The 23,696-nt window shown below is 35.6% G+C and carries 22 protein-coding genes; 9 read left to right on the forward strand and 13 right to left on the reverse strand.

Annotated features, from left to right (window positions below):
- Positions 1–4: 4 nt before the first annotated feature.
- The 3 genes from hflD to MZO21_RS05135 are packed head-to-tail and all read right to left on the reverse strand — an operon-like array spanning position 5 to position 2,373.
- Positions 5–736, reverse strand: coding sequence for a high frequency lysogenization protein HflD (gene hflD, locus MZO21_RS05125; RefSeq protein WP_248101868.1), 732 nt, complete (start codon positions 734–736; stop codon positions 5–7).
- Between the two features lie 13 nt (positions 737–749).
- Entirely contained in the window at positions 750–1,883 is a 1,134-nt protein-coding gene (gene mnmA, locus MZO21_RS05130; RefSeq protein ID WP_154773570.1) for a tRNA 2-thiouridine(34) synthase MnmA, read from the reverse strand.
- A gap of 4 nt (positions 1,884–1,887) precedes the next feature.
- Positions 1,888–2,373 carry an NUDIX hydrolase gene (locus tag MZO21_RS05135; protein WP_154773571.1) on the reverse strand — a complete coding sequence of 162 codons (486 nt, stop codon included), beginning with the start codon at positions 2,371–2,373 and terminating at the stop codon, positions 1,888–1,890.
- Between the two features lie 255 nt (positions 2,374–2,628).
- On the opposite strand from MZO21_RS05135, the gene MZO21_RS05140 reads away from it, so the two are divergent.
- Positions 2,629–3,927 carry a flavin monoamine oxidase family protein gene (locus MZO21_RS05140; RefSeq protein ID WP_248101864.1) on the forward strand — a complete coding sequence of 433 codons (1,299 nt, stop codon included), beginning with the start codon at positions 2,629–2,631 and terminating at the stop codon, positions 3,925–3,927.
- On the opposite strand, the gene MZO21_RS05145 is transcribed toward MZO21_RS05140, so the two are convergent.
- The 6 genes from MZO21_RS05145 to MZO21_RS05170 all read right to left on the reverse strand — a co-directional run bounded on the left by MZO21_RS05145 (position 3,924) and on the right by MZO21_RS05170 (position 7,981).
- Complete coding sequence (locus MZO21_RS05145; protein WP_248101861.1) at positions 3,924–4,514, reverse strand: DJ-1/PfpI family protein; 591 nt, start codon at positions 4,512–4,514, stop codon at positions 3,924–3,926. The two genes, MZO21_RS05140 and MZO21_RS05145, sit on opposite strands and share 4 nt — an antisense overlap.
- Before the next feature lie 113 nt (positions 4,515–4,627).
- On the reverse strand, positions 4,628–5,098 hold the full coding sequence (locus MZO21_RS05150) for a hypothetical protein (protein WP_154773198.1): 471 nt from the start codon (positions 5,096–5,098) through the stop codon (positions 4,628–4,630).
- Between the two features lie 49 nt (positions 5,099–5,147).
- A complete protein-coding gene (locus MZO21_RS05155; RefSeq protein ID WP_154773199.1) occupies positions 5,148–5,678 on the reverse strand; it encodes a gamma carbonic anhydrase family protein in 531 nt (176 codons plus the stop codon).
- A 110-nt stretch (positions 5,679–5,788) separates the two neighbouring features.
- Entirely contained in the window at positions 5,789–6,937 is a 1,149-nt protein-coding gene (gene dacC, locus MZO21_RS05160; protein ID WP_248101858.1) for a D-alanyl-D-alanine carboxypeptidase family protein, read from the reverse strand.
- Positions 6,938–7,055: 118 nt separating this feature from the next.
- Positions 7,056–7,433: an MCR_0457 family protein gene (locus tag MZO21_RS05165; protein ID WP_248101856.1), complete on the reverse strand. Its 378-nt coding sequence runs from the start codon at positions 7,431–7,433 to the stop codon at positions 7,056–7,058.
- Positions 7,434–7,612: 179 nt separating this feature from the next.
- The gene (locus MZO21_RS05170) at positions 7,613–7,981 is read right to left on the reverse strand and encodes an MCR_0457 family protein (RefSeq protein ID WP_248101853.1); all 369 of its coding nucleotides are present in this window, start codon (positions 7,979–7,981) and stop codon (positions 7,613–7,615) included.
- Positions 7,982–8,089: 108 nt separating this feature from the next.
- Here MZO21_RS05170 and surE point away from each other — a divergent pair, with 108 nt between their 5' ends.
- The 3 genes from surE to MZO21_RS05185 all read left to right on the forward strand — a co-directional run bounded on the left by surE (position 8,090) and on the right by MZO21_RS05185 (position 10,891).
- Positions 8,090–8,860, forward strand: coding sequence for a 5'/3'-nucleotidase SurE (surE, locus tag MZO21_RS05175; RefSeq protein ID WP_248101850.1), 771 nt, complete (start codon positions 8,090–8,092; stop codon positions 8,858–8,860).
- A gap of 186 nt (positions 8,861–9,046) precedes the next feature.
- Positions 9,047–9,868 (forward strand): peptidoglycan DD-metalloendopeptidase family protein, encoded by an 822-nt coding sequence (locus tag MZO21_RS05180; RefSeq protein ID WP_248101847.1) that lies wholly within the window; start codon positions 9,047–9,049, stop codon positions 9,866–9,868.
- Between the two features lie 93 nt (positions 9,869–9,961).
- Positions 9,962–10,891 carry a LysR family transcriptional regulator gene (locus tag MZO21_RS05185; RefSeq protein WP_154773204.1) on the forward strand — a complete coding sequence of 310 codons (930 nt, stop codon included), beginning with the start codon at positions 9,962–9,964 and terminating at the stop codon, positions 10,889–10,891.
- Between the two features lie 74 nt (positions 10,892–10,965).
- On the opposite strand, the gene MZO21_RS05190 is transcribed toward MZO21_RS05185, so the two are convergent.
- The gene (locus MZO21_RS05190; RefSeq protein ID WP_248101845.1) at positions 10,966–12,177 is read right to left on the reverse strand and encodes an aspartate aminotransferase family protein; all 1,212 of its coding nucleotides are present in this window, start codon (positions 12,175–12,177) and stop codon (positions 10,966–10,968) included.
- Between the two features lie 200 nt (positions 12,178–12,377).
- Here MZO21_RS05190 and grxD point away from each other — a divergent pair, with 200 nt between their 5' ends.
- A complete protein-coding gene (gene grxD / locus MZO21_RS05195) occupies positions 12,378–12,719 on the forward strand; it encodes a Grx4 family monothiol glutaredoxin (RefSeq protein WP_154773206.1) in 342 nt (113 codons plus the stop codon).
- A gap of 56 nt (positions 12,720–12,775) precedes the next feature.
- Here the strand turns inward: grxD and MZO21_RS05200 are convergent, their stop codons facing one another.
- Positions 12,776–15,406: a Lon protease family protein gene (locus MZO21_RS05200; protein WP_248101842.1), complete on the reverse strand. Its 2,631-nt coding sequence runs from the start codon at positions 15,404–15,406 to the stop codon at positions 12,776–12,778.
- A 181-nt stretch (positions 15,407–15,587) separates the two neighbouring features.
- Here MZO21_RS05200 and MZO21_RS05205 point away from each other — a divergent pair, with 181 nt between their 5' ends.
- The 4 genes from MZO21_RS05205 to rpmE all read left to right on the forward strand — a co-directional run bounded on the left by MZO21_RS05205 (position 15,588) and on the right by rpmE (position 19,705).
- Positions 15,588–17,741, forward strand: coding sequence for an AmpG family muropeptide MFS transporter (locus MZO21_RS05205; RefSeq protein ID WP_248101884.1), 2,154 nt, complete (start codon positions 15,588–15,590; stop codon positions 17,739–17,741).
- Position 17,742: 1 nt separating this feature from the next.
- The gene (gene gloA / locus MZO21_RS05210; protein ID WP_154773207.1) at positions 17,743–18,144 is read left to right on the forward strand and encodes a lactoylglutathione lyase; all 402 of its coding nucleotides are present in this window, start codon (positions 17,743–17,745) and stop codon (positions 18,142–18,144) included.
- A gap of 145 nt (positions 18,145–18,289) precedes the next feature.
- Positions 18,290–19,270 carry a bile acid:sodium symporter family protein gene (locus MZO21_RS05215; RefSeq protein WP_248101839.1) on the forward strand — a complete coding sequence of 327 codons (981 nt, stop codon included), beginning with the start codon at positions 18,290–18,292 and terminating at the stop codon, positions 19,268–19,270.
- A 207-nt stretch (positions 19,271–19,477) separates the two neighbouring features.
- Complete coding sequence (gene rpmE / locus MZO21_RS05220; protein WP_154773209.1) at positions 19,478–19,705, forward strand: 50S ribosomal protein L31; 228 nt, start codon at positions 19,478–19,480, stop codon at positions 19,703–19,705.
- 94 nt (positions 19,706–19,799) lie between these two features.
- Here the strand turns inward: rpmE and MZO21_RS05225 are convergent, their stop codons facing one another.
- Positions 19,800–21,959, reverse strand: coding sequence for an EAL domain-containing protein (locus MZO21_RS05225; RefSeq protein ID WP_248101836.1), 2,160 nt, complete (start codon positions 21,957–21,959; stop codon positions 19,800–19,802).
- The gene (locus tag MZO21_RS05230) at positions 21,941–23,686 is read right to left on the reverse strand and encodes a GTPase (RefSeq protein ID WP_248101833.1); all 1,746 of its coding nucleotides are present in this window, start codon (positions 23,684–23,686) and stop codon (positions 21,941–21,943) included. The genes MZO21_RS05225 and MZO21_RS05230 overlap by 19 nt, the downstream gene beginning before the upstream one ends.
- Positions 23,687–23,696: the final 10 nt, after the last annotated feature.

Consider the following 23,696-nt stretch of genomic DNA (forward strand, 5'->3'; position numbering starts at 1 on the left):
TCAGTTAAACCACCTGAAACTGTAATCGAGCCAGATCTTGAATATCTTTAAGTAACTTACGTTTGGTGAAGATCATGCTCCATGAACTTCCACCAGACTGGCGCCATAAATGCGCCATTTGTAAGCCTGTAAATAGCGATGCGCGAATACGATTGGTATGCGAACTGTCTTTAAAAGCTTCTGCATTGCCTTTCACCATAATACGTGGATTAATTTGTCCTGCTGTATCTACATAGGTTTGGGCTAAATTGGCAAGAATGCTTGGGTGTAAATAGTTATTGTCGAAAAAAGAAAGTTGCTGCAAGATTTTTTGTTGTGATTTTTCAATAATTTCTACAAATTTAGGATTGCTATAAACCTTCTTTTCTAAATGAAGAAGTGCCATTGCATAAGACATTGGTAGTTTTGTTTGTGAAAATTTTGGAAGTTTAGACTTTGGAGAAGGATTAAAAGGTTGGGTAATACTACTTTCTAAGGTTTTTAATCCTAATGAAATATCGGCAAGTTGATTAAAATAATCTAAAGTTTGCGAACAAGGCTTGGCTTGTGGTCGAATATTTAAACTGGCTTTAATTAACTGTTCTAGATAAAAGTTACCGTTTTCGCCTGTGCTCTGTCGTCCAGATAGTGCAGTCATGTGCGTAAGCTGTGCCGATTGAAAAACAGCAGCCAACGCCAAAGCTCTATTTTGACGTACATTCAGAGTTTGAAGCGGTTGAAACGGTAACTCTGTCATGCCAAATATTCCTTTAAATAAAATCAGGTTTCGGGGCATTAGTATGATGAATCACACCGCCACCTAAACAAACTTCATCTGCGTAGAACACTACACTTTGTCCTGGGGTTACAGCACGCTGAGGTTCATCAAATTCCACACGAACACCATTTGGCATTGTTGGATCTTTGAATAAAACACAGTCTTGGTCGGGTTGGCGATAACGCGTTTTAGCAGTACAACGGAATCCTGATTCAGGAATGTCCTGTTCACCTGCAACCCAGTCAATTTCCTCGCTCCAAAGAATAGAACTTTGCATAAGCGGATGTTCATGACCTTGACCAATTACAAGGCGGTTATTTTCGATGTCTTTGTATAAAACAAACCATGCACCTTCAGCAGCACCTTTTAAGCCGCCTAAGCCAATACCGCCACGCTGACCGAGCGTATAGTACATTAAGCCGTGATGTTCACCAACCTCTTTACCATCATCAAGTACAATTTTTCCTGCTTGAGCGGGTAAGTATTGTTTCAAGAAGTCATTAAAGCGACGTTCTCCAATAAAACAAATACCTGTAGAGTCTTTTTTCTTTGCTGTAGCTAAACCAAGTTCTTCTGCAATACGACGAACTTCAGGTTTTTCAATTTCACCAACAGGGAATAAAGTCTTGTTAATTTCACGACCATGAACAGCATGTAAGAAATAAGTTTGATCTTTATTTTGGTCAAAACCACGAAGGAGAGGAGCGTATTCTTCGCCACGTGAATTTTTTAAAGTTTCACCACGACGGCAATAATGACCTGTTGCAATAAAGTCTGCGCCAAGATTAATAGCATGATCTAAAAATGCGCGGAATTTAATTTCTTTATTGCATAAAATATCTGGGTTTGGTGTACGACCTGCCGCATATTCTGCTAAAAAATGCTCGAATACACGATCCCAATATTCCATAGCAAAGTTTGCGGTATGCAATTTAATACCAATTTTATCGCAAACGGCTTGTGCATCGGCTAAATCTTCCATTGCCGTACAGTATTCCGTGCCGTCATCTTCCTCCCAGTTTTTCATGAAAAGTCCTTCAACTTGGTAACCTTGTTGAAGAAGTAGTGCAGCAGAAACAGAAGAATCTACACCACCAGACATACCGACGATGACACGTTGTTGCATAGGATTAGGCATCCATATTTGTAAATAGGGGAGAATTTTGGTGCTCGTAAATGAGCGATAAAGGATATTTTTGACCTTTTAAAGCATCTTCAACGGCTTTAGTCACTAAGGGACTACGCGCACGTGCAGATTCTTTTAGCTCATCTAATGACATCCAAACAGCACCGATAATACCTGTATCTAATTCAGCATTTTCATGATGATAAAGATCTTTAGCTAAAAAGCAAAAACGGTAATAGGTACGGTCTGGAAACATAGGTGGCGTATAGCTATAAATACCGAGCAATGATTCAATTTCCACATCATGCCCAGTTTCTTCTAGGGTTTCTCGAATAGCGGCTTGAATAAGCGTTTCGTTGCATTCAACATGACCCGCAGGCTGATTAAATACAGTGTGTGTTACGCCTTCTGTATGTTCTTCAACAAACAGAAATTTTCCGTTTTTTTCTATAACGGTAGCAACAGTCACGTGAGCTGTCCAAGCGTTCATTAAAAAACACCAAAGCAAAGGATGATCTATTGTATAAAATTTTGGAGTTTGTGGCTATGAAGATTGGCAACATTCATCAAAATTCGAAGAACATCATAATAATTGCAGATAAAAGGCTTTTTAAGCGCTGTTATCTAAAACTTAAATAAAATGATTGAGTTGATTTGGATGTCAATAAATGAATTAACTGAAAAGCAACATGAAAATTTAAATGAAGAATTATATTTAAAAGCTGTTTTATATGTTTGATTCGAAATGTTGAATAATTTAAATATAAGTCATTGTTACGATGTTGTGATTATTGGCGCAGGAATTTCTGGGCTGGCTTGCGCTCAAGCATTAAAAAATGCAGGAAAAAATGTTGTTGTTTTAGAAGCAAAAGAGCGAATTGGCGGACGTTTACATTCCATAAATTATGAGGATGAAACTTTCGATTTAGGCGCATCTTGGATTCACGGCATTGACAACAATCCAATTTGGGAAATTGCTCAGAATAATGAAATTGAAACTGCCATATTTAATTATATAGGTTCAGATTTTTTTCATGAAAATGGTCAAGTATTTACAGCACAAGAAAAACAAAAATTTGTGGAATATATACAATGCATTGAAAAGCTATTTTTAGAATCTAAGCAAGATTCTGCGCAAAATGCATTGATAGAAATATTAGATAATTTAGAAACAAATAGCCTAAGCTTTTCAGCGAATCAATTAAAGGAATTGCTGTATTCGTATTTTGAAAAATTTGCCAATGATCCTTTTGCGACAGAATTGAATCAGCTTTCTACGCAGTTTCAAAAATATGAAGGCTATTTTGAGGGAGATGAAGTCATTTTTCCGCAAGGTTACTCGCAAATTTTAAACGCATTATGCAAAGACATTGCTATAAAAACCAATGTGAAAGTTAGTCAAATCATTCTAGAAAATAACACTGTAAAAATTATTGATGCTCACAATACAGAATATTTAGCCTCTAAAGTTGTAGTGAGCGTACCTTTAGGTGTTTTGAAAAAAGATTTAATAAAGTTTGTTCCTGAACTTCCAAAGCAACATCAAAATGCTATTTCTGAAATGGGTTTTGGCTCATTTAATAAAGTATTTTTTGAATTGGAAGATTCATTAAATTTAGAAGCCAATTCAGATTCGAATAGTTTTTATTATTGGGTAAATGGTACTTGGTTTAATATTTTAGATTTATCCAAAATTTATAATAAACCGATTTATTTAATGTTGTTTGGCGGTGCTCAATCTGAATTTATAGATAAGACGACAGATGTTGAAGTGTGGGATTTTATTTATAAAAATTTGAATACGAGCTTGATAAATTTACCAATTAAACCGAAACGAATATTCATTACGCGTTGGGGCGCGGATGAATTTAATTATGGTTCATTTAGTTTTCCTGCTATTGGGCATAGTGAAAGTTTGGTTGCTACTTTAAATGAGCCTGTGGAAGATCGTATTTTCTTTACAGGCGAGCATTGTAGTTTGGAATATGCAGGTACGGTGCATGGCGCATATTTAAATGGTTTAGAAACAGCAGAGAAGATCTAAACTGTTTTAAAACCCATTCGTTTTTTAATGTTCAGCATATTTTCCGTTGAGGTGAGTTGTTCTAGGGTCATAAATGCGACATCTAGCGCTGTTTCAGGTGAAGAAGATGTAATGATATTACTGTCTTGAACAATTTTTTTATCGCTTAGAATTGTACCTAAATCTTGTAGTTGTTTTCGTCTGAAACTTCCTTCGAAGTTATAGGTTGTTGCATTGCGACCATTGAGAACACCACTTTTGGCAATGCTCAATGCTGCCACGCAAATAGAAGAAATTAACTTATTTTCTTTATTAAAGTATCGAATCACATCTAAAAAGCGTTCATCGAATGCATCTATATAAAAGCCTGTTTCTTCAAACCCACCTGGTATGGCTAAAGCATCGTAATCTTCTAATTTGATTTGGTCTAATGTGAAATGTGGGATGCATTTATAGCCCCAAGTACATTCTAGAATAGGGTGTAGTCCTACAGAATCAAGCTGAACAGAGCCATCGCCTTCAAATGAGTTCCAACCAAATACATCTGTAAATACGCTAGCTTCATAAGATTCAAAGCCATTCGCGAGTAAAAGTAATATTTTTTTCAAAGCATGAACCGTATTGTTTTAGATGTGGGTGCTTTAAAACTATAAAATGTCTTTGTATGTGGTGATTTATGAAATATATAATGATTAATTTGAAATTAAAAGCCCAATAAATATTAATCAGGTTTTGATGAGAGGGGGTATTGTTCTTTAATTGTTTTTGAGATTTTTTTGTCATTCATGTGTTGACTTGGTCCTAGCATTCTATTTTGTACAGTTTCATTGGACATTATATTTACCATAGATGTACGACCCAAAAATTCAAATGCACTTTCTAAAGCGTTAGTCCCTTCATTTTTAATAACATCACGAATTTCTGTACTACAATTTTTAATTAGAATTCGTTCATAAATTTTAGCTATTTTCTTATCTGAACTGATTAACTCATTTGCGGGTATATTGACATATTTTGAAAAATCAGGATTAGCAGCTATCGAGAAAAAGATATATTTAGCTAATTGTGATTTATCATTTTTAGATATATTGTTGTCTAAACATTGTTCAAGATTGTGTTGGTAAGGACCTGCATGGCTTATTGTTGTTAATAAAATGAATGGTATGCCATATAAAGCTGACTTTAATTTCATGAATTGTTACTCGTTATTAACGTTAAAATATATTTATCCAAATAGTGAATTATTTATAATTCCCTGAAACTTTCACATAGTTCTGAGCAGAATAAGGTAAAAAAGCGAGTTCTTTTTCAGTCAATTTGCGAACTTGCTTAATAGGACTTCCCACATACAAATAACCACTTTCCAAACGTTTATTTGGTGGAACAAGAGAGCCTGCGCCAATCATCACATCATCTTCAACAACAACGTCATCTAAAATAATTGTACCAATACCTACAAGAACACGATTACCAATGGTACAACCATGTAATTTTACATGATGCCCAACAGTCACATCTTCACCAATAATTAAAGGTGAACCTTCAGGCTTATCGGCTTTTTTATGACTCACATGAAGCATTGAGTGATCTTGAACATTCGAATTTTTACCAATACGAATATAATTTACATCGCCACGAATTACCGCAAAAGGCCAAACAGACACATTTTCAGCTAAAACAACATCACCCACTACAACAGACATTGGGTCGATATAACAAGAATTATCAATTTGTGGGGCAGTGTCTAAATAAGGACGAATGTTTTGGCTCATGGTATTAATCAAATTTTTTAGAATTAAGGGAAGTATAAATAAAAAAGCACCTATATCGAAATATAGATGCTTTATCTTAAGTCTAAGAGGGAATTATCAAAGATAAATTCTTAGAATAAGTTCGCAAAGAATTGTTTAATATGATCGATCATGCGAGAGAAGAAACCAGCTTCTTCAACGGCTTGTAAAGCTACAAGCGGTTTTTCTGCAATTACTTTACCATCTAAACTTGCAACAAATTTACCAACAACTTGACCTTTTTGAAGTGGTGCAGTCAATTTTGGTTGTACAACAAGTTGAGTTTTAATTTCGTTTGCTTTGCCTTTAGGCATAGTCACGTTAAAGTTTTCAGCTAAACCAATTTGTACGTCACTTTCTTTACCGTACCAAATTTTTGACTTAGCCAAAACTTGGTTTGCAGACTGAACTTTTACAGTTTCAAAGTTTGCATAACCCCAAGCTAACAATTCACGTGTTTGTGTTGCACGTTCTTGCATAGAAGGCGCACCAAAAATCACAGAAATTAAACGCATTGGACCACGTTTAGCAGAAGTCGTTAAGCAGTAACCCGCTTCATTTGTATGACCAGTTTTTAAACCATCAACACTTGGGTCTGTGTAAAGCAAAGCATTACGGTTGCCTTGTTTAATACCATTAAATGTAAATTCTTTTTCAGAATAAATTGGATAGTATTTAGAGCTGTCATGAATAATGTGTTTTGCAAGTGTTGCCATGTCTTTCGCAGTTGAATAATGACCTTCTGCAGGCATACCTGTAGAGTTCATAAATTGCGTATTTGTCATGCCAATTTTTTTAGCTTCTTCATTCATCATGTGAACGAAAGTGCCTTCATTACCTGCAATATGTTCAGCCATTGCTTTAGAAGCATCGTTACCAGACTGAATAATAATGCCGCGTAGCATTTCTAAAGCTGTAGCCGTACCATTAAGCGGAACGTACATACAAGATTCTGTGCTACTACCACGACACCATGCAGACTCGTTCATACGAACTTTTTCGTCTTCTGTAAGTTCACCTTTCAATAACTTCTGTTCAATAATGAAACTTGTCATCATTTTTGTCATTGAAGCAGGCGCTAATTTTTCATTTTCACCTTTAGCAGCTAAGATTTGCCCTGTCTCGTAATCCATCAAAACATAAGATTTATTATTGAGTTCTGGTGGCGTCGTTAAAACTGTCGCTGCATATGAAAAACTAGGTAATAAAATTAATGCAGCAAGGGCGCTTTTTCTGGTCATTTTTAGGTGTTTCCAATATTCTGATATAAGCACAACGTTTATGCATTCTAGGTGAAATGTAAGCCGACTTCTACGGGAAAAATCAGCTAATTGTCAAAACTATTGTAACTAAAATAAATTAATTGTTATAAGTCGCTACATCTTCGCAAATTGCTTTGTTTTTCGCATCGCCCGCTTTTTTAGCATCTGATTTTGCTTCATCTAAAATAGACTTAAAACTAGACTGTTTAGAAAGCAAATTTAAAGCTACAACAGGATCTTTTTCTTTAGGTAAATACTCAGTCACAAGCTTTTTATAACCTGCTTCAAATTGTTTTTGGTCTGAAACTTGGTTAGGGCAAATTTCAGATAAAACATAAATTGCAGCCAATTCTTGATGCGTAACATCTTGAATAGGAGTAACTTCAATATTTTCATCTTTCTTTGCATTTGTAATTTGGCTTAACGTTAAGCTTAATGCAATTGCGCCAACTGTTTTTAAAACTTGATATTTCATAACGAATATTTGCCTAAAATTTTTGTAAGTGTTTTAACTTTATGATGATTGTATATTTTTATAAAAATGAAAAGATGCTGAATGTATAAAAGATGTTGAAAGTGCAAAGATTTTGCAAAAAAATTAACAATTAAAAGATAAAAAACAGGTTGCATGATATTTCATACAACCTGTGAATTTTATAATTCGATATTTAAAGCTTCTTCGCAAGCAAGTTTATTTTCAGCTTGAGATGTTTCTTTTGCAGTAGAACGTGCTTCTTGAATTAATGTTTTGTATTCAGCATCAGATTGAAGTTTATCTAAAGTCATAGATGAATCTGAATAATCACGTAAATATTCTGAAATTAAGCTTTTCATTTTTTGATCAAACGTTGCATTTTGACCAATAATCGCAGGGCACAGCTCTAACATAATTTGAGCAGATGCAACATCTTCTTTAATAATGCTATTGTTTTCAGCAGTATCTAAATCAGTTGTTGCATAAATATTGGGTGCTATAAATAGTATTAATCCTAATGAACAGCATAATGCTTTAAAAATTTGCATTTTAATCTCAATGTTTGAGTGGAACTGAAAGCAACAATATATATAATATTTATTATATTTCAATAAATTGTACTTATCGGTCAATAAATTTATCTACAAGAGATTTACGTGAATATTTTAATTTCAAATGATGACGGTGTTTTTGCTCCAGGTATACAAGCTTTAGCACAGGCATTGAAGCCTTTAGGTCGAGTTGTAATTGTTGCGCCTGAAAGTGAACGAAGTGGTTTTTCAAGTGCTTTAACGTTAGACCGTCCATTACGTCCTATTCAAATTTCACAAGATGTTTGGGCAGTAAATGGCACGCCAGCAGACTGTGTTTATTTGTCGATGAATGGCTTATTCGATTTTGAGTTCGATTTAGTTGTAAGCGGTATTAATAGCGGTGCAAATCTTGGTGATGATGTTTTATATTCAGGAACTGTTGGTGCAGCATTTGAAGGGCGTTTAATGGCTCAACCTGCATTAGCTGTTTCATTTTGTGGCGCAAATGTGCGTTCATATAATGATGCGAAAGATTATGCGCAAGCAGCACAATGGGTTCATGATTTTATTGCACGTGGTTTACCTGAAGTTCCACCTCGTCATATTTTAAATATTAATATTCCAGATGTTCCCGAATTAAAAGGTGCAAAAATTACCTATCAGGGGCGTCGTAGCCAATCTAAACCTGTAACCAGTCTTGTTGATCCTCGAGGACGCCAAGTGTTTTGGATTGGACTTTCTGGCGAGTCTGTAACGGAACAGAAACATGGCTTAAATAATATTGAGTCTGACTTTTATGCTGTTGCAAATGGTTATGTCAGCATTACGCCAATTCAAATGGATGCAACTAATTATTCGATTCTAAATAATCTGCAGCGTACTTTAAGTGAGTAAAACTTAAGGCAATTGAATTTCATTTTATTTCTTTCATTTTTTGCATATAACTAAAATGTGAACGATTTATGTGCCTGAATGTTATAACTTTGTGAAAAAATACTTAATCTCGAATTTTAATGTATTTTTTTTGCTACTCTTAGTGTTAATGCACGGAATTAATTTAAAAATTAGTGGGGAAGATGAATGACTTTGGTGTCAAATTATCGTGGACTAGCTATGCCATTTAAACTATTGAAAACGATCGTAATCTCTACAGCTGTGATTTCGACAGTGGTGTTAAGTGGTTGTGCTTCTAAACCACAGATAAATAATGCTACACGTTATGCAGCAGCGCCAAATTATTACACAGTACGTACAGGCGATACATTAAGTGGTATTGCAGCACGTTATGGTCTAAGTTATACCAGTGTTGCAGATATGAATGATATTGCAGCGCCGTACCGCATTTATGTTGGGCAATCATTGCGTCTTAAAAAAGGTAGTGCGCCACGTACAACCAACACTCAAGCAATGACTCAAGCTGCACCAATTCAGCGTCAAAAAATTGATCTTCCATCTGCAACAACACAGCAGCCTGTTGTTAAACCAGTAACACCTGTTACACAACCAACAGTTACTGCAAGTTCTGCATCTAGTACTTTAATTTGGGTGAAACCAAGTAATGGTACAATTATTTCTAAATTCGATGCTGCATCTAATGTAAAAGGCATTCGTTATGGTGGAAATGTAGGTGACCCAATTTATGCTGCTGCCAATGGTCAAGTGGTATATGCAGCAGATGGCTTAAAAGAATACGGAAATTTAGTTTTGGTTAAGCATATAGACGGTTATATCACTGCTTATGCACATAACAGTAAAATGTTGGTTAAAAGCGGTCAAAACGTAACGGCAGGTCAAAAAATTGCGGAAATGGGTTCTACAGGTGCAACTCGCACAATGTTAGAGTTTCAGGTTCGTTTAGATGGTAAGCCAATTGACCCAATGAGAATTTTACCAATAAATTAAATTTTATAATGCAAAACATAGATTTCACCGTATAATACAATGAGTTGCTTTTACTTTTTAGTGGAAGCTTCTCGTAATTTCAGAGGGAAATTTATGTTAGATCAACTTCGTGCAATGGGCGTATTCGCGTGCGTTGTTGAAAAAAGTTCGTTTAGTGGCGCAGCTCGTGAGTTAGGAATTACTACGAGTGCGGTCAGTCAACAAATCCGTTCTTTGGAAAATGATATGGAAGTTACGCTTCTGCATCGTTCTACCCGAAAATTGAGTTTAACTGAAACAGGACAAGCTTTTTTCCACAGTTGTAAAGAAATGCTTGCTGCTGCCGAACGTGGGAAAATTAGAATTAATGAATTACGTGATGACCTTGTAGGGGAGTTACGTTTAGCAACGACACCAGAGCTGGCTGCAAATCATGTTATTCCAGCATTGTCGCATTGGATGTCTGCTCATCGTGGTTTATCAATTCATATTGAAGCTGATAATCAATATATTGATTTGATTGAAGGTCGTATTGATATTGCGCTTCGTTTAAGTTTGAAAACAGAAGATTCTAATTTACAAGTTTTTCCGTTAACTCGGGTAGAGCAGGTATTAGTTGCATCTCCAAGTTATTTAAATCATTCTACTCCAGTATCACGCCCTGAAGATTTTCGTAATCATGACTTAATACCTGTGAGTTTATTAAAAAATTCTCAAAACTTTACATTCCAGCATATATCTACTGCTGAAACGATAAGTCTGGATATGGATTCACGCTTTACAACAAATAATGTCATGGTTGCGAAGTCATTGTGTTTGCAAGGACATGGTATCGCAAGATTAACTTATCTTGATGTGCAAAATGAACTGAAAACAGGGGCTTTAGTTGAAGTGCTGCCTGAATGGAAATTGCCTGCATTCACTTTAAATGCAATTACATCCAGACATGATCAACAGCCTATGAAAATTCACCGTTGTTTAGATGCGTTGAAACAGTATTTTAGTCAGCTTTCTAGCGGTCGTAATTTTCAAGAAGCATCATAATTCACTTGAATTATTAAACGTAAAAAAGCCGCTTAATGCGGCTTTTTTAGATCTTAAGTATTTTAAATGCTTAATTAAGCTAGGAAAGCTTTAACCATTTTAACAATACGTTCAACGAGTTGGTCTGCTTGTGCTTTATCAATATTTAAAGCAGGAAGCAAACGAATAACAGAGCCAGCAGTGACATTAATAATCAGCTTATATTCATCGCGTGCAACGTCAACCAATTCAGGGCAAGCTTTAGGTAGTTCAATACCAATCATGAGACCAAAACCACGAACAGTGACATTTTGCTCTGCAAGTTGTTGTCTAAATTGATCAACAATATAAGCACCCATATTGGCAGCATTTTCAACTAAGTTTTCTTTTTGAATGGTATCAATAACCGTATACACAACACGTGAACCTAGTGGTGTTCCGCTATAAGTTGAACCATGGTTGCCCGCAGTTAAAACACCAACGCCACGACCTTGAGTCATTACCGCGCCAATAGGGAAGCCATTACCTAAACCTTTAGCAGTTGTAATTACATCAGGAATAATATTGGTATGTTGGTAAGCAAAATATTTACCTGTACGACCATTACCAGTTTGAACTTCATCTAACATCATTAACCAGTTATGTTGGTTACAAAGTTGACGAATTTCTTCTAAGTAGCTAAAGCCTTGTGGCGCAGTATTTACACCGCCTTCACCTTGAATAGGCTCAACCAAAATTGCAACAATATCTGGATGATTAATTGCTGCTTCTTCAATGGCTTCAATATCGCCAAATGGAACACGAATGAAACCTTCAACAAGTGGCCCAAAACCTTCTTGAACTTTTTTGTTGCCCGTTGCAGAAAGTGTTGCCATTGTACGACCATGGAATGAATGATCGGCTACAATAATTTTAGGGTTAGCAACACCTTGCATATGACCAAATTTACGTGCAATTTTAATTGCACCTTCATTCGATTCTGCACCACTGTTTGAGAAGAATACCTCTTCCATACCTGCAACTTTTGCAAGTTTTTGCGCAGCAGCCGTTTGCCAAGGCACTTCAAATAAGTTACTTGTATGAATTAAAGTTGAAGCTTGGTCTACAATTGCTTCTGTAACAGCAGGGTGAGAATGCCCTAAACCACAAACAGCAATACCTGTAAGTGCATCGAAGTATTCCGTACCATCTGCTGTATATAGATAAGAACCTTGTCCTCGGACAAAGCTGATCTGCTGACGGCCAAATACAGGCATCAAGTGTGATGGTTGATCAGTTTGCACGGGAGCAAAGGTAACGTTATTCATGGCTAACTCTTATCTGTTAGTTGATTGGGAAATTTGGATATTAATGCTAGAGAGATCAAAGGCATTAAGATGTTCTATATAAGCAAAATCTACCTGAAAATTAAAGCCCGATTGCAAATAAAAATGGATTTATTGCTTTTGACATACTGTTTTGTGTAGATTTGGGTATAATGCCAAACAGAATTATTGAGGATTTATCAATGACTGAACAAGCACGCGATACCGAAGCGTTAATTCGTGACCAAATTGCTAAACATGCAGTTCTTCTTTACATGAAAGGCACTCCACAATTTCCACAATGTGGTTTCTCTGCACGTGCGGTAGAAGCGCTTAGTCAAATTGGTCGTCCATTTGCTTATGTAAATATTTTGGAAAACCAAGATATTCGTACAACTTTGCCACAAATTGCAAATTGGCCTACATTCCCGCAATTGTGGATCAATGGTGAATTGATTGGCGGTAGCGACATTATGCTAGAAATGTTCCAAACAGGTGAATTAAAAACCTTAGTTGAACAATACAGCGCAGCACCTGAAGCTTAATTCAGTTGCTAAAAAATAAAAAAAGCGCCTAAAGGCGCTTTTTTTACGGCTAAGACTTAGCTCGCATCAGGTTTTTCATCTGAATTTTCAGTTGTCTGTTCTACAACTTCTTGCTCTTTAGCTTTCGACTTTTCCTTTTTATTGGCTTTGGATTTTTTCTTCTTCTTTTTCTTTGGCTTTTCTTCTTCAAGAACAGCACCATCTTCTATCGCTTGCCAATATTCAAGTTGCTCCATAACAGCCGCATAAATTGAACCTTTGGTGTATCGACCTTTTTTGTCGAGTGTTCCAACAGAGCGCGCCATGAGTATTTCAAGCGCTTGGTCAATGGTATCAATGGCATGAATATGGAATTGACCTTCTTTAACGGCTTCAATCACATCTTTACGCAACATTAAATGTTCCATATTTTGACGTGGAATAATCACACCTTGTTTGCCTGTTAAGCCTTGAAGCTTACATGCGTCGAAGAAGCCTTCAATTTTTGCATTTACACCACCAATAGGTTGAACTTGACCTAATTGGTTCATAGAACCTGTAATTGCCCAAGATTGATCAATTGGTAATTGGCTAATTGCAGAAATTAATGCAGATAGCTCAGCAACGGTTGCGCTGTCACCATCAACTTGACCATAGCTTTGTTCAAATGCCAATGCCGCAGAAAAATGAAGAATTTGTTCACGACCAAAATGTGCTTTTAAGAAGCTCGACATGAGTAACACGCCTTTGGCATGTAGTGATCCGCCTAATTCAACACTGCGTTCAATGTCTAGAATATCTCCGCCACCTTGATATACAGAGGCTGTTAAGCGAGAGGGTAAGCCAAATTCAACATCTGCATATTGAATTACAGAAAGGGCATTAATCTGTCCTAAACGATGTCCACGTGTTTCAATAAGCTGTGTACCACGTGACAGGTCTTGCCAATACAGTTCACGTAAATAACCTAAACGATATTTACGGTGATCTAGCGCAGTATTGATATGTGCTTCGGTCACCATTTTGTCATCTGCTTTGGCAGCATGATGATGTGCTTCTCGAATTAAATCACCCAAAGTGAGCGCATGTAATGACAATGAACTTTGATCTTCTGCTTGGCGACTTGAATCTGTTAGTAAAGCAGCGAGTGCACTACGGTCAAATGGAAGTAATTTGTCCGATTGAACATAGTCTGCAATAAGCTGCATATACGCTTGTTCGTTTAATTCATTGCGTTGCAAAGTATCTGTAAAATCTGCACGAATTTTGAAAATGCTACCGAGTTCAGGTTCAAGTTCTAAAATTTCATAATAGATTTCAGGCTCTGCAAGTAAAATCACTTTAATATTTAAAGGAATTGCCGCAGGTTCAATAGAAATGCTACCTGTTAGGGTAATCATATGTTCTAAAGATGAAAGCTTGAGCTGTCCTGATTTGAGCGCGCGCTTCAAACCTTGCCATGCATAAGGTTGTTCTAGCAATTGCTCGGCTTCAAGCATTAAAAAGCCACCATTGGCTTTATGCAATGAACCAGGGCGAATTAAGGTGAAATCTGTAGTAATTGTACCTGTTTGAGTTAGTTGCTCCACATGACCCAGTAAGTTGTAATGGGTAGGGAAGTCTTCAAACACAACAGGCATACCTGAATTTGGTTTGTGTGTAACGACAATATTGGCTTGATAGCGCGGTGGCACACGACTAAATGAACCTGCTGTAAAATCATCTTCTTCTTGTTCTAATACAATTTCAACATTATTAATAATGTCTTCTGCATAATGTTTTAGGTATTCGGCTAAACCAGCGACATCTTTAAATTTGTTTAGAATAGATTCAATGCGTGGTACTACAACTTGCTTTGCAATATCACGGTTGAGAACTTGAACTTTGTCACGTGCATGATCTTCTAAATCGCCCAAATGCATGCCTAAGCGTTCAAGCTTTTTATTCATATAACGCACATTGGTTGAAATTTCTGCACGTTCTTTACTGTCTAATGCATTAATTTCTGCTTGCGTCATTTCTTGCATTTTATTGTATTTTAAATGCACAGGAACAAAGCAATGTTCTTCATTGGTTGAAATGAGTTTTAAATCTAACTCTTCACCTTCTTTGGTTAGTTCAATGAGCGCTAAATGTTGTTCATCACCTGCTTGCTGACGAATCATTTCAATACGATTGTGATACGTTTCTGCGGTAAAGCGACGCTCAAGCTGTTTTAGAACAGCTTGCCAAGTTTGGTGTAATAATGTTTGAAATTTTGGTGCTTGTCCTGCAGGCATTTGAAGGGCAATAGGTTGACGAGGATGTTGGAAGTTATAAACATAAACCCAGTCATTTGGCGTAGGCATGGTTTTCGCGTGTTGTTCTAGTAAGCGCTTCACCATTGTGCGCTTGCCTAAACCTGCTGTACCTACAGCAAAAATGTTATAGCCTGAATATGGCAAGGCAATGCCTGCTTCTACAGAAGCGCGTGCACGGTCTTGTCCTAAGAAATTATTTAAAGGTTTAATGCGTTTTGTTGATGTTGGAATTTTAACGTAATTTGGCGTATGTGTAAGCTGTGACGCTTCAAGCTTAGTTTGAGCAAGCGTAGGATGAATTTGTGTCTGATCAAATGCTGAAATAAGGCTAGTTTGTGTTGTTTCTTGGGTTGTGGTTGTTGTGTTAGTCGCTACAGCAGTTTTCACTTGATCGAGTTTTTTGGGCACAGTTTAGATCCAAAACAAAATTAAACATTAGAAGTTTAAGATATACAGGTTTAATGAAAAAATTCAAGCAAACATAAATCTTTTCTCAATAAAAATAAGAATGTTTTCATAATTCATGTTGAATCTATTTGTATTAAGCGTTTGAATAGCAATGACTCATTTTGCAGAAAATAAAAAAGCAATGACAACACAAACCACAGGATGGAAATCGGCGTTTACCGCATTTTTAGATCGACGTGCATTAATCATGTTGTTCTTAGGTTTTTCAGCGGGTATTCCAATCTTATTAATCTTTTCTAGCTTGTCTTTATGGTTAGGTGAAGCGGGCATAGATAAAAGTGCAATTACATTTTTTAGTTGGGCTGCACTGGGTTATTCCTTTAAGTTTGTTTGGGCGCCTTTGGTCGATGAACTTCCTGTTCCTGTTTTAACAAAACTGTTAGGGCGCCGTAGAGCATGGTTATTGGTCGCGCAATGCTTAATTATTCTCGCAATTTGTATTATGGCTTTTTCAGATCCATCTTTAGGACAGGCCTATATTTACCAAATGGCTGTGGGTGCTGTATTACTTGGTTTTTCTGCGGCTACGCAAGATATTGTCATTGATGCTTACCGAATTGAACTTGCTGAAACCAAAATGCAAACAGTTTTAGCGTCTACCTATAATGCTGGTTACCGTATAGGGATGATTGTTGCAGGTGCGGGCGCATTATTCTTAGCTGCATCATTAGGTACGGCAAAAGGTAATTACATTTATAGTGCATGGAAAATTACCTATTTAATCATGGCTGCGGTCATGTTCGTGGGCATTATTACCACATTATGTATTCGTGAACCGCAAGTAGATCGTATTCGTAAAGATTATAAGCGCAGTGATTATTATCGTTTAGTTGCTGTGTTCTTTGTTGCCGTAATTAGCTTTGTTTTAAGTTATATCTATTCGGGCAATTTAACTGAACTTTTAAAAGCACAATTCCAAATTAAAGATTCATTTTTATTATTTTGTTTTGAAGCTTTACGCTTTTTAGCTTCAGGTGCTGTTGCTGTATTTGTTGGTTCAGCTTTGGTAAAAGCTGGTGCTGTAAATAAGCAAATGGCATTTGAAACTTGGGTCAATCCTATTGCTGATTTCTTTAAACGCTATGGAATGAAACTTGCTTTAGTCTTGTTATTACTTATAGGTTTTTACCGAATTTCCGACATTATTGCAGGTGTTATATCTAACGTTTTTTATCAAGACTTAAACTTTACCAAAGAACAAATTGCTGAAGCAGTAAAAATTTATGGTGTCATTTTCAGTTTGGTCGGTGGCTTTTTAGGTGGTTTGTTAGCACAACGTATGAACATCATGAAACTGATGTTTGTTGGTGCAATTTTAGCATCTGCAACAAATCTTATTTTTGTAGGTTTGGTGAAGTCAGGTGAACAACTTAACGATGTTCAAATTCAGGTAGGCACAGAAAAATATATAGCGAAGGTAGATGAGGTTGGTTATTGGAAAGCTAATATTCCAAATCAGGTTTTAGCGCAAAGCCAAGAGATTGATGTAAAAGCAAGTTATGCAAAATCTGATGAAAGTGTGGTTGTAAATTTACCGTATTTGGTACAAAACAATCAGCAAAGCGTTATGCAATTACTGCCTATTACAAGCAACAACACAATTTCTGAAAAAGAAAAAAATGGTAGTTTGGTTATTCGTGGGCAGTATTTTGGACAGCCTTTAACTGAGCAACAAAAAATTGTTGTAAGTTTAGATGGTGAGAAATTTGATGCCAAACTAGATAAAAATGGCATGTTTAGCACCGCAATTGATGCTAAAAAATTAGTGAATTCATCATCTAAAAATATTACAGCAGCACTTGTGGAAAATGATCAAGAATCTTCTCAAGTTCAGCATGCTTATCGTGTAGATACATCTGCACAGAAAAATACTCTAGATATAGACTTACAACCAATACCTGCGATTGATTCAAATTCAAATGGAAGCGTCGAAATATCAGGTAAAGTGGTTAAGCCGTATAGTACGGGTTGGTTATATTTTGCCATTATTGTAGATAACTTAGCTTCGGGGCTTGCTGGTGCTGCATTTATTGCATTTCTATCAAGTTTAACAAGCGTGTCTTTTACTGCGGTTCAATATGCAATTTTCAGCTCATTAATGACGCTTACACCTAAGATTTTAGGTGGTTATTCAGGTACTATAGTGACCAATATTGGTTATCCTAACTTCTTCTTAATGACAACTTTAATTGGTATCCCAATTTTAGTTTTAGTTGTTTGGGTTGGAGTTTTATTGAAAAATCATCAAAAATTGACTGTAAAAGAAGGTGAATAATATGCGAATGCTGCATACCATGTTACGTGTAGGCAATTTAGAACAATCTTTAGCGTTCTATACTGAAGTACTGGGTATGACTTTGCTTCGTAAACGTGATTATGAAGAAGGTCGTTTCACATTGGCTTTTGTTGGCTATGGTGATGAAGAAAATAATACCGTGCTAGAACTAACTCATAACTGGGATACAGACAGTTATGAATTGGGTAATGCTTATGGTCATATTGCAATTGCGGTAGATGATGCATACAAAGCATGTGAAGACATTAAAGCGCGTGGCGGTAAAGTTGTACGTGAAGCTGGCCCAATGAAAGGCGGTGTTACGGTTATTGCATTTGTTGAAGATCCTGATGGTTATAAAATTGAGCTAATTCAGCAAGATTTAAATGCACGTAATAACTAAGTAGAACAAATATATTGTAAGAAAATAATGAACATTTCATTTGAAATGGTCGCAAAAATTGAAAAGCTCAGTAAGATGGTTTATCGGAAGGTGAATTTTCATACTGAGCTTTTTAATGTCAGTAGACAAATACAAGGATAGGGTAATGTTGAAATTATTGGCTTTAGATCGATTTACTATTTTATTAATGGTCATGGTGGTCTTGGCATCTATTGTGCCTGTTTCAGGTCAAGCCGCATATTACTTTGGTATTTTAACGACAGTCGCAATTGCAATTTTATTCTTTCTACATGGTGCAAAATTATCACGTGAAGCAGTTGTGCAAGGCATTATGCATTGGAAACTTCATGCACTTGTATTTGCCTTAACTTTTGCTGTATTTCCAATATTAGGTTTAATGGCAAAACCAATTCTTGAACCCATGTTAGGTCGAGAATTATATTGGGGCTTTCTGTTTATGTGCTTTTTGCCATCAACTGTACAATCTTCTATTGCATTTACTTCGGTAGCAAAAGGCAATGTTGCTAGTGCCGTATGTAGTGCATCTTTTTCTAATATTATTGGCATGTTTATTACGCCAATTCTTGTAAGTATTTTTATATTAGGTCAGTTAAAACACGACTTCGACCCAACAGCATCTATTATTCAAATTACATTATTGCTGTTTGTTCCTTTTGTATTGGGTCAAATTTTAAGACCTTGGGTTTTTTCTAAAATGCAAAAAATTCCTAGCCTTGTAAAAGCATTTGATCAGGGTTCAATTTTGATGGTGGTGTATGGTGCATTTAGTGGAGCAGTCGTTGCGGGTTTATGGAAAGTTGTGAGTTTTAATACACTCATGTTGCTTATATTGGCATGTTCTGTTTTATTGACCGTGATTATGCTTTTAGCTTTATATATTCCAAAATGGATGGGCTTTAATAAAGAAGATCAAATTGCCATTTTCTTTTGTGGTTCTAAAAAGACTCTTGCAAGTGGCGTACCAATGGCACAAATTTTATTTATTGGACAGCCATTAGGAATGATTGTTTTACCTATTATGATTTTTCACCAAATTCAGTTAATGGTATGTGGTGTAATTGCAAATTATTGGTCTAAACAAGCAGAAGTTAAAGAGAAAGAATAGTTCGCTTTATATTAAATTTAAAGTATAATAACGCCCACTTGTTGCGCTTAGCTCTGACGGTATCCGTCTCGGTGGGCCAAAAGAATGGTCTGTTGTGGTGTTGATCTGCTGAGGTAATTTAATTACTTCGCCTTTTCCTCATTTTTATGATGAGAGTGATCAATTGCGATGACAGCTAAACCTTCTTTAATCTTAGGAGAATCGACGATGCGCGCCGATATTCACCCAAAATATGAAAACTTAGTTGCTACTTGTTCATGTGGTAACGTAATCGAGACTCGTTCTGCACTTGGTAAAGAAACTATTTACCTAGATGTATGTTCAGCTTGCCACCCATTCTATACTGGTAAACAGAAGAATGTTGACACTGGCGGTCGTATCGACAAGTTCAAACAACGTTTCTCTGGTATGTCACGTTCTATCAAACGCGATTAATACAGAAACAAAAAAAACGGGCATTATGCCCGTTTTTTTTGTTTCTAAAACTAATACAAAATAGTCATTAATAATTTTAAGTATGTACAAGACCTTAAAGGTCTTGTACATCAATAAGCTGATCTAATTTTTTCTGGAAATAATCGCCCTGAATAAAGCGCGCTTCAACATTCCATGCATTTGCGAACAAATTCATATCATTTAATTCACGTAATAACATAAGTGATGGACGAATCTCTTGGAAAGCTAATAATTTCTCATTGAGTTCTTGAGTGCTCGCTTCATCAGACAACATTTGTGTTAAATCTGTATGTAATGCTAAACAATCAATATCGAGTTGTTTTAATAGCGTTTCGCTATACATTGAGCGACCAAAATTACGCATTGAAACTTGAGCGCCATGTGCACGTAATTGCGTAATTTTCTTTTGTGCCTCATCAATGTGCTGATGAATATCTTCTTCGGCAAATTGAAGAATAAGTGGATATTCTGCTGAACTACCAATAATTGTAATTAGTTTTGCTACAAATTCAGGGAATGACTTATCTTGCAGTAAAATGTGTTTATTTAAATTGATAATTAGTTTTGCAGTAGGATATTGCGTACTAAAATTATGCAATTGTTTGCATGACTCTACTAATATCCAACGATCTAATTTAATAGATAATTCTGGATCATCTGCAAGTTCTAAGATATCGCAGCAGTTTTTCCAGTTTGTTCCATCAATAAAGCTACTGGTAACTTCATAGGTATAAAGATTTGTATCTTCTTTATCGTATAGTTGTTGATATTTAAGATGAATTTCACCTTTATTTAAGCACTCAGCAAGACGGCTAAGCGTATTATCTTGCTGTGGTGCAATAAATACAGGTTCAACTGGCTGAGTAGCAACAGGTACAATCGAAATTGCTGGACTTTCAAGTTGGCTTGTTGGGATTTCAATATTTGGTGAAAAATCTGTATCTAAACCAAAATCGATTGTCGTCTTTTCACATGGAATAGGCAGTTTAGTGCTAAATGCCTGACCAATGTAATTTTCGAAATCAAGTTCATCTTTAATTGTGCTGTTGAGTAAGCTAAAACCCATACGTAAGTTTAATGGGTAAGATGAGCCATTTACATCAATAAGTTGTGGTTTAGTTAACGTGCTGAGAGAAGTTAATTTAGAGTCCAAAATTTCTTGGGTATCTGCTTGAAATAGCCCGATATAAACTGAAGTATCAACTTTAAATAAAGGAACTTTTGTTTGTTCTTTTAAAAATGCGCGAATATTTTGGAAATAGGTTTTAGATGTAAGCCAATCTGATAGAAAAATTTGTTCAGGGCAATTTGCTAAAGAAAAACTCACTAAAGCATTTTTTGCAGCAGGTTGCTTTTGTAAAGTACGATTAATTTGTTGGAATACATGCGGATTTTGCGCTGCTGTTTCTACAGAATTAGATTTAGCTGCTGTAGATTCCATATCAATGGTAATTTGAATTGCATCTTCTTCAGTTGCTTTTATAAATTCAATGGTAAGAGGGTTTTTATTCGCAAGATTGGTGTTTAATGATTCTAAGCTAAATGCACCTGCATCAAGCTGTCCCTGAGATGCTTTTTTAATACGCGTTTTTAACTCTGCAATATTCTTGGGTTTAAGTAAATCAAGTAATGGTAAACCAATAATTTCATCTTCAGATTTAAAACCAAAGAGTTCTAAATATTCAGGATTAGCTTGTACGTGAATACCTTCTTGAATAATAGCTAAAGCTTTATTGCTGTCTTCAACTAAAGATTGTGCTTGAGTTTGCGCAGTTTCAAGTTCATCCATAAGGTTTTCTTGCTGTTGCTGTAAACGGCTAAAAGCAATAGTACGAATAAGACCGTAATAGAAACGTTCTGGATGGTCGATATTTAAAACATCATACAAACCTTTATGAATATAACTTGTATATTGTTCATATTCATAATCATCAGGATTGAGTAGTAAAAGAGGTAAATCTGGTTGTGTTGAAGACCGAATGAGAGCAATTGCTTGATCTACTTTTAAATCATAAGCACGACCAAAAATGACAACATCCCATTTAAAATTCAATTGTTTTTCAAAGTTTTTAACATCATCTAAAAGCGTTGCTACAACACTAAAGTCATTTTCTTTTAGTTGATCACAAATTTGATTAAATCGAATCTGATTGTCATCGATAATGAGTAAACGTGCTTCCGAACGCTTATGCTTTTTAGAAAATAATGGATTTCTCACTTCAATGTTTCCCATAAATCATGATGTTTTACTTCATTTAACTGTTTATGGATAAAATTATCCAAAATTGGTCTTTGTTGCTCATTCAGTAATTCAAAGTTAAAACGCATGAAACTTTGTGTAATTAATAATGGCTTAATTAAAAATACTTTCAACTCATCTGTGCCCAAACGAAGTTGGATAGATTGCTTATCTTTTAATAAACCAATTCCAGGTAAAATTAATGTGGTAGATATTTCATCTAATTGTGTATTCTGCATAATAAGAGCAGGGTGGTAATGACCTGTGTTACGGTCGACTTGTAAGTAGCAAGCACATGGTGCAATGTCTTGAGCAAGAATTTCTAAACCAAGTTCTAAACTTTGCTCAGATGATTGTTTAATCCAGCGAATAACACCACCACGCCATGGGCTACGTGAGTTTTCTTGAACTAAAATAAACTCACCTGTTTTTAAATTTTTAGGTGTTATGCCATTCCATTGAATACGGTAACCCGTGACACTGATATCTAGTACATCAACTTGATAGATTTTTTTAGATTCTCTATCAATATTTTTAGAAGGGGTTTCATTAATTGGGATTGTGTGATGATTTGGGTCTAGAAAGTTACTTGCACCTTTAATTTGATAGTTAGAACCTAGTGCTAAGGTTTCATTAAAGTTTTTAGCTTTAGATAAATAAAAATGAGCAGCACTTAATCCAAAACAAATTTTAATACGGGCATTATATTCGTAACGTTCATAACGACGTTCGGCTGTATTGGTTAAAATATTATGAATATGGAAGTGTAGAGCAGGGGTTAAAAATAGTTTTTCATTTGCAGAAAATTTTTCGTTGTTTCTACCCTGATTTTCATTTAAATATTCAAGCAATGCTTGTGTTGAAATATAAATATTAGTATTGCAATTCGTTTCTTGAACTGTATTGAAAATGGGTGCGTGATCTTTAGTTGAGTCTACAACATAGCGAGACAGTGTAGATTCTTTAGGTAAGACTTGAACAAGCCTTGCCCATTCATAGCTGCATAAAAATAAACCTTGAATTTCAGCAGGGCGTATTTGATGCGTATTGAAAATATCAAGTAAAACAATTTGAGCATAGGCCTGATTAATATTTTTAATTTGATGTTTTGTACCTAATATTTGGTTGATATTGGTCAAATTAAAATTATTCTTCATTGCATTGGCTAAAAGTGAATGCGTAATGAGCCATTGACCTGTTAATGCTGAGTTGTACAGCATTTGTTGGTGATAAAACAATAAAGCAAGCTGTTGTAATGCATAGTACGTTGCAACTGTTTGAGCTGTTTCTAAATTCTTTTTGGATTTGAAAGAGAAAAATGAAAAACTTTGATCTTGTAGTTGTTGCTTACTACGCTGTGCGATATCAATATAAATTTTAGATAAATGAATTCTAAGAGATAATGCTAATTCAATAATTTGAGTATTACGACTATCAGATATAAGCGATTGATTAAATGAGTGTTTTTCTAGACTATTTAAGATATTGTCAATAATTGGATGAATGGCTTGAATTAAGTCAAAACGCAGTGTTTCTTTACAATTTAGCTCAGAAATTTCAACAATTGCATTGAATAAAGCGCGTGCGGAATCACCTAAATGATGAATTTCTAATTGACCTGACCATTGCTGAATACTTGTTACAGAGTTTTGGCAAAAACTAAGCTGCTCCAACGTTAATTCGTTGCTGGTTTGAAAGATATCATTCGCCGTTTTATCCATAATTCATTTA

This window comes from Acinetobacter portensis (assembly GCF_023158935.1).
GTDB classification, from domain to species: Bacteria; Pseudomonadota; Gammaproteobacteria; order Pseudomonadales; family Moraxellaceae; genus Acinetobacter; species Acinetobacter faecalis.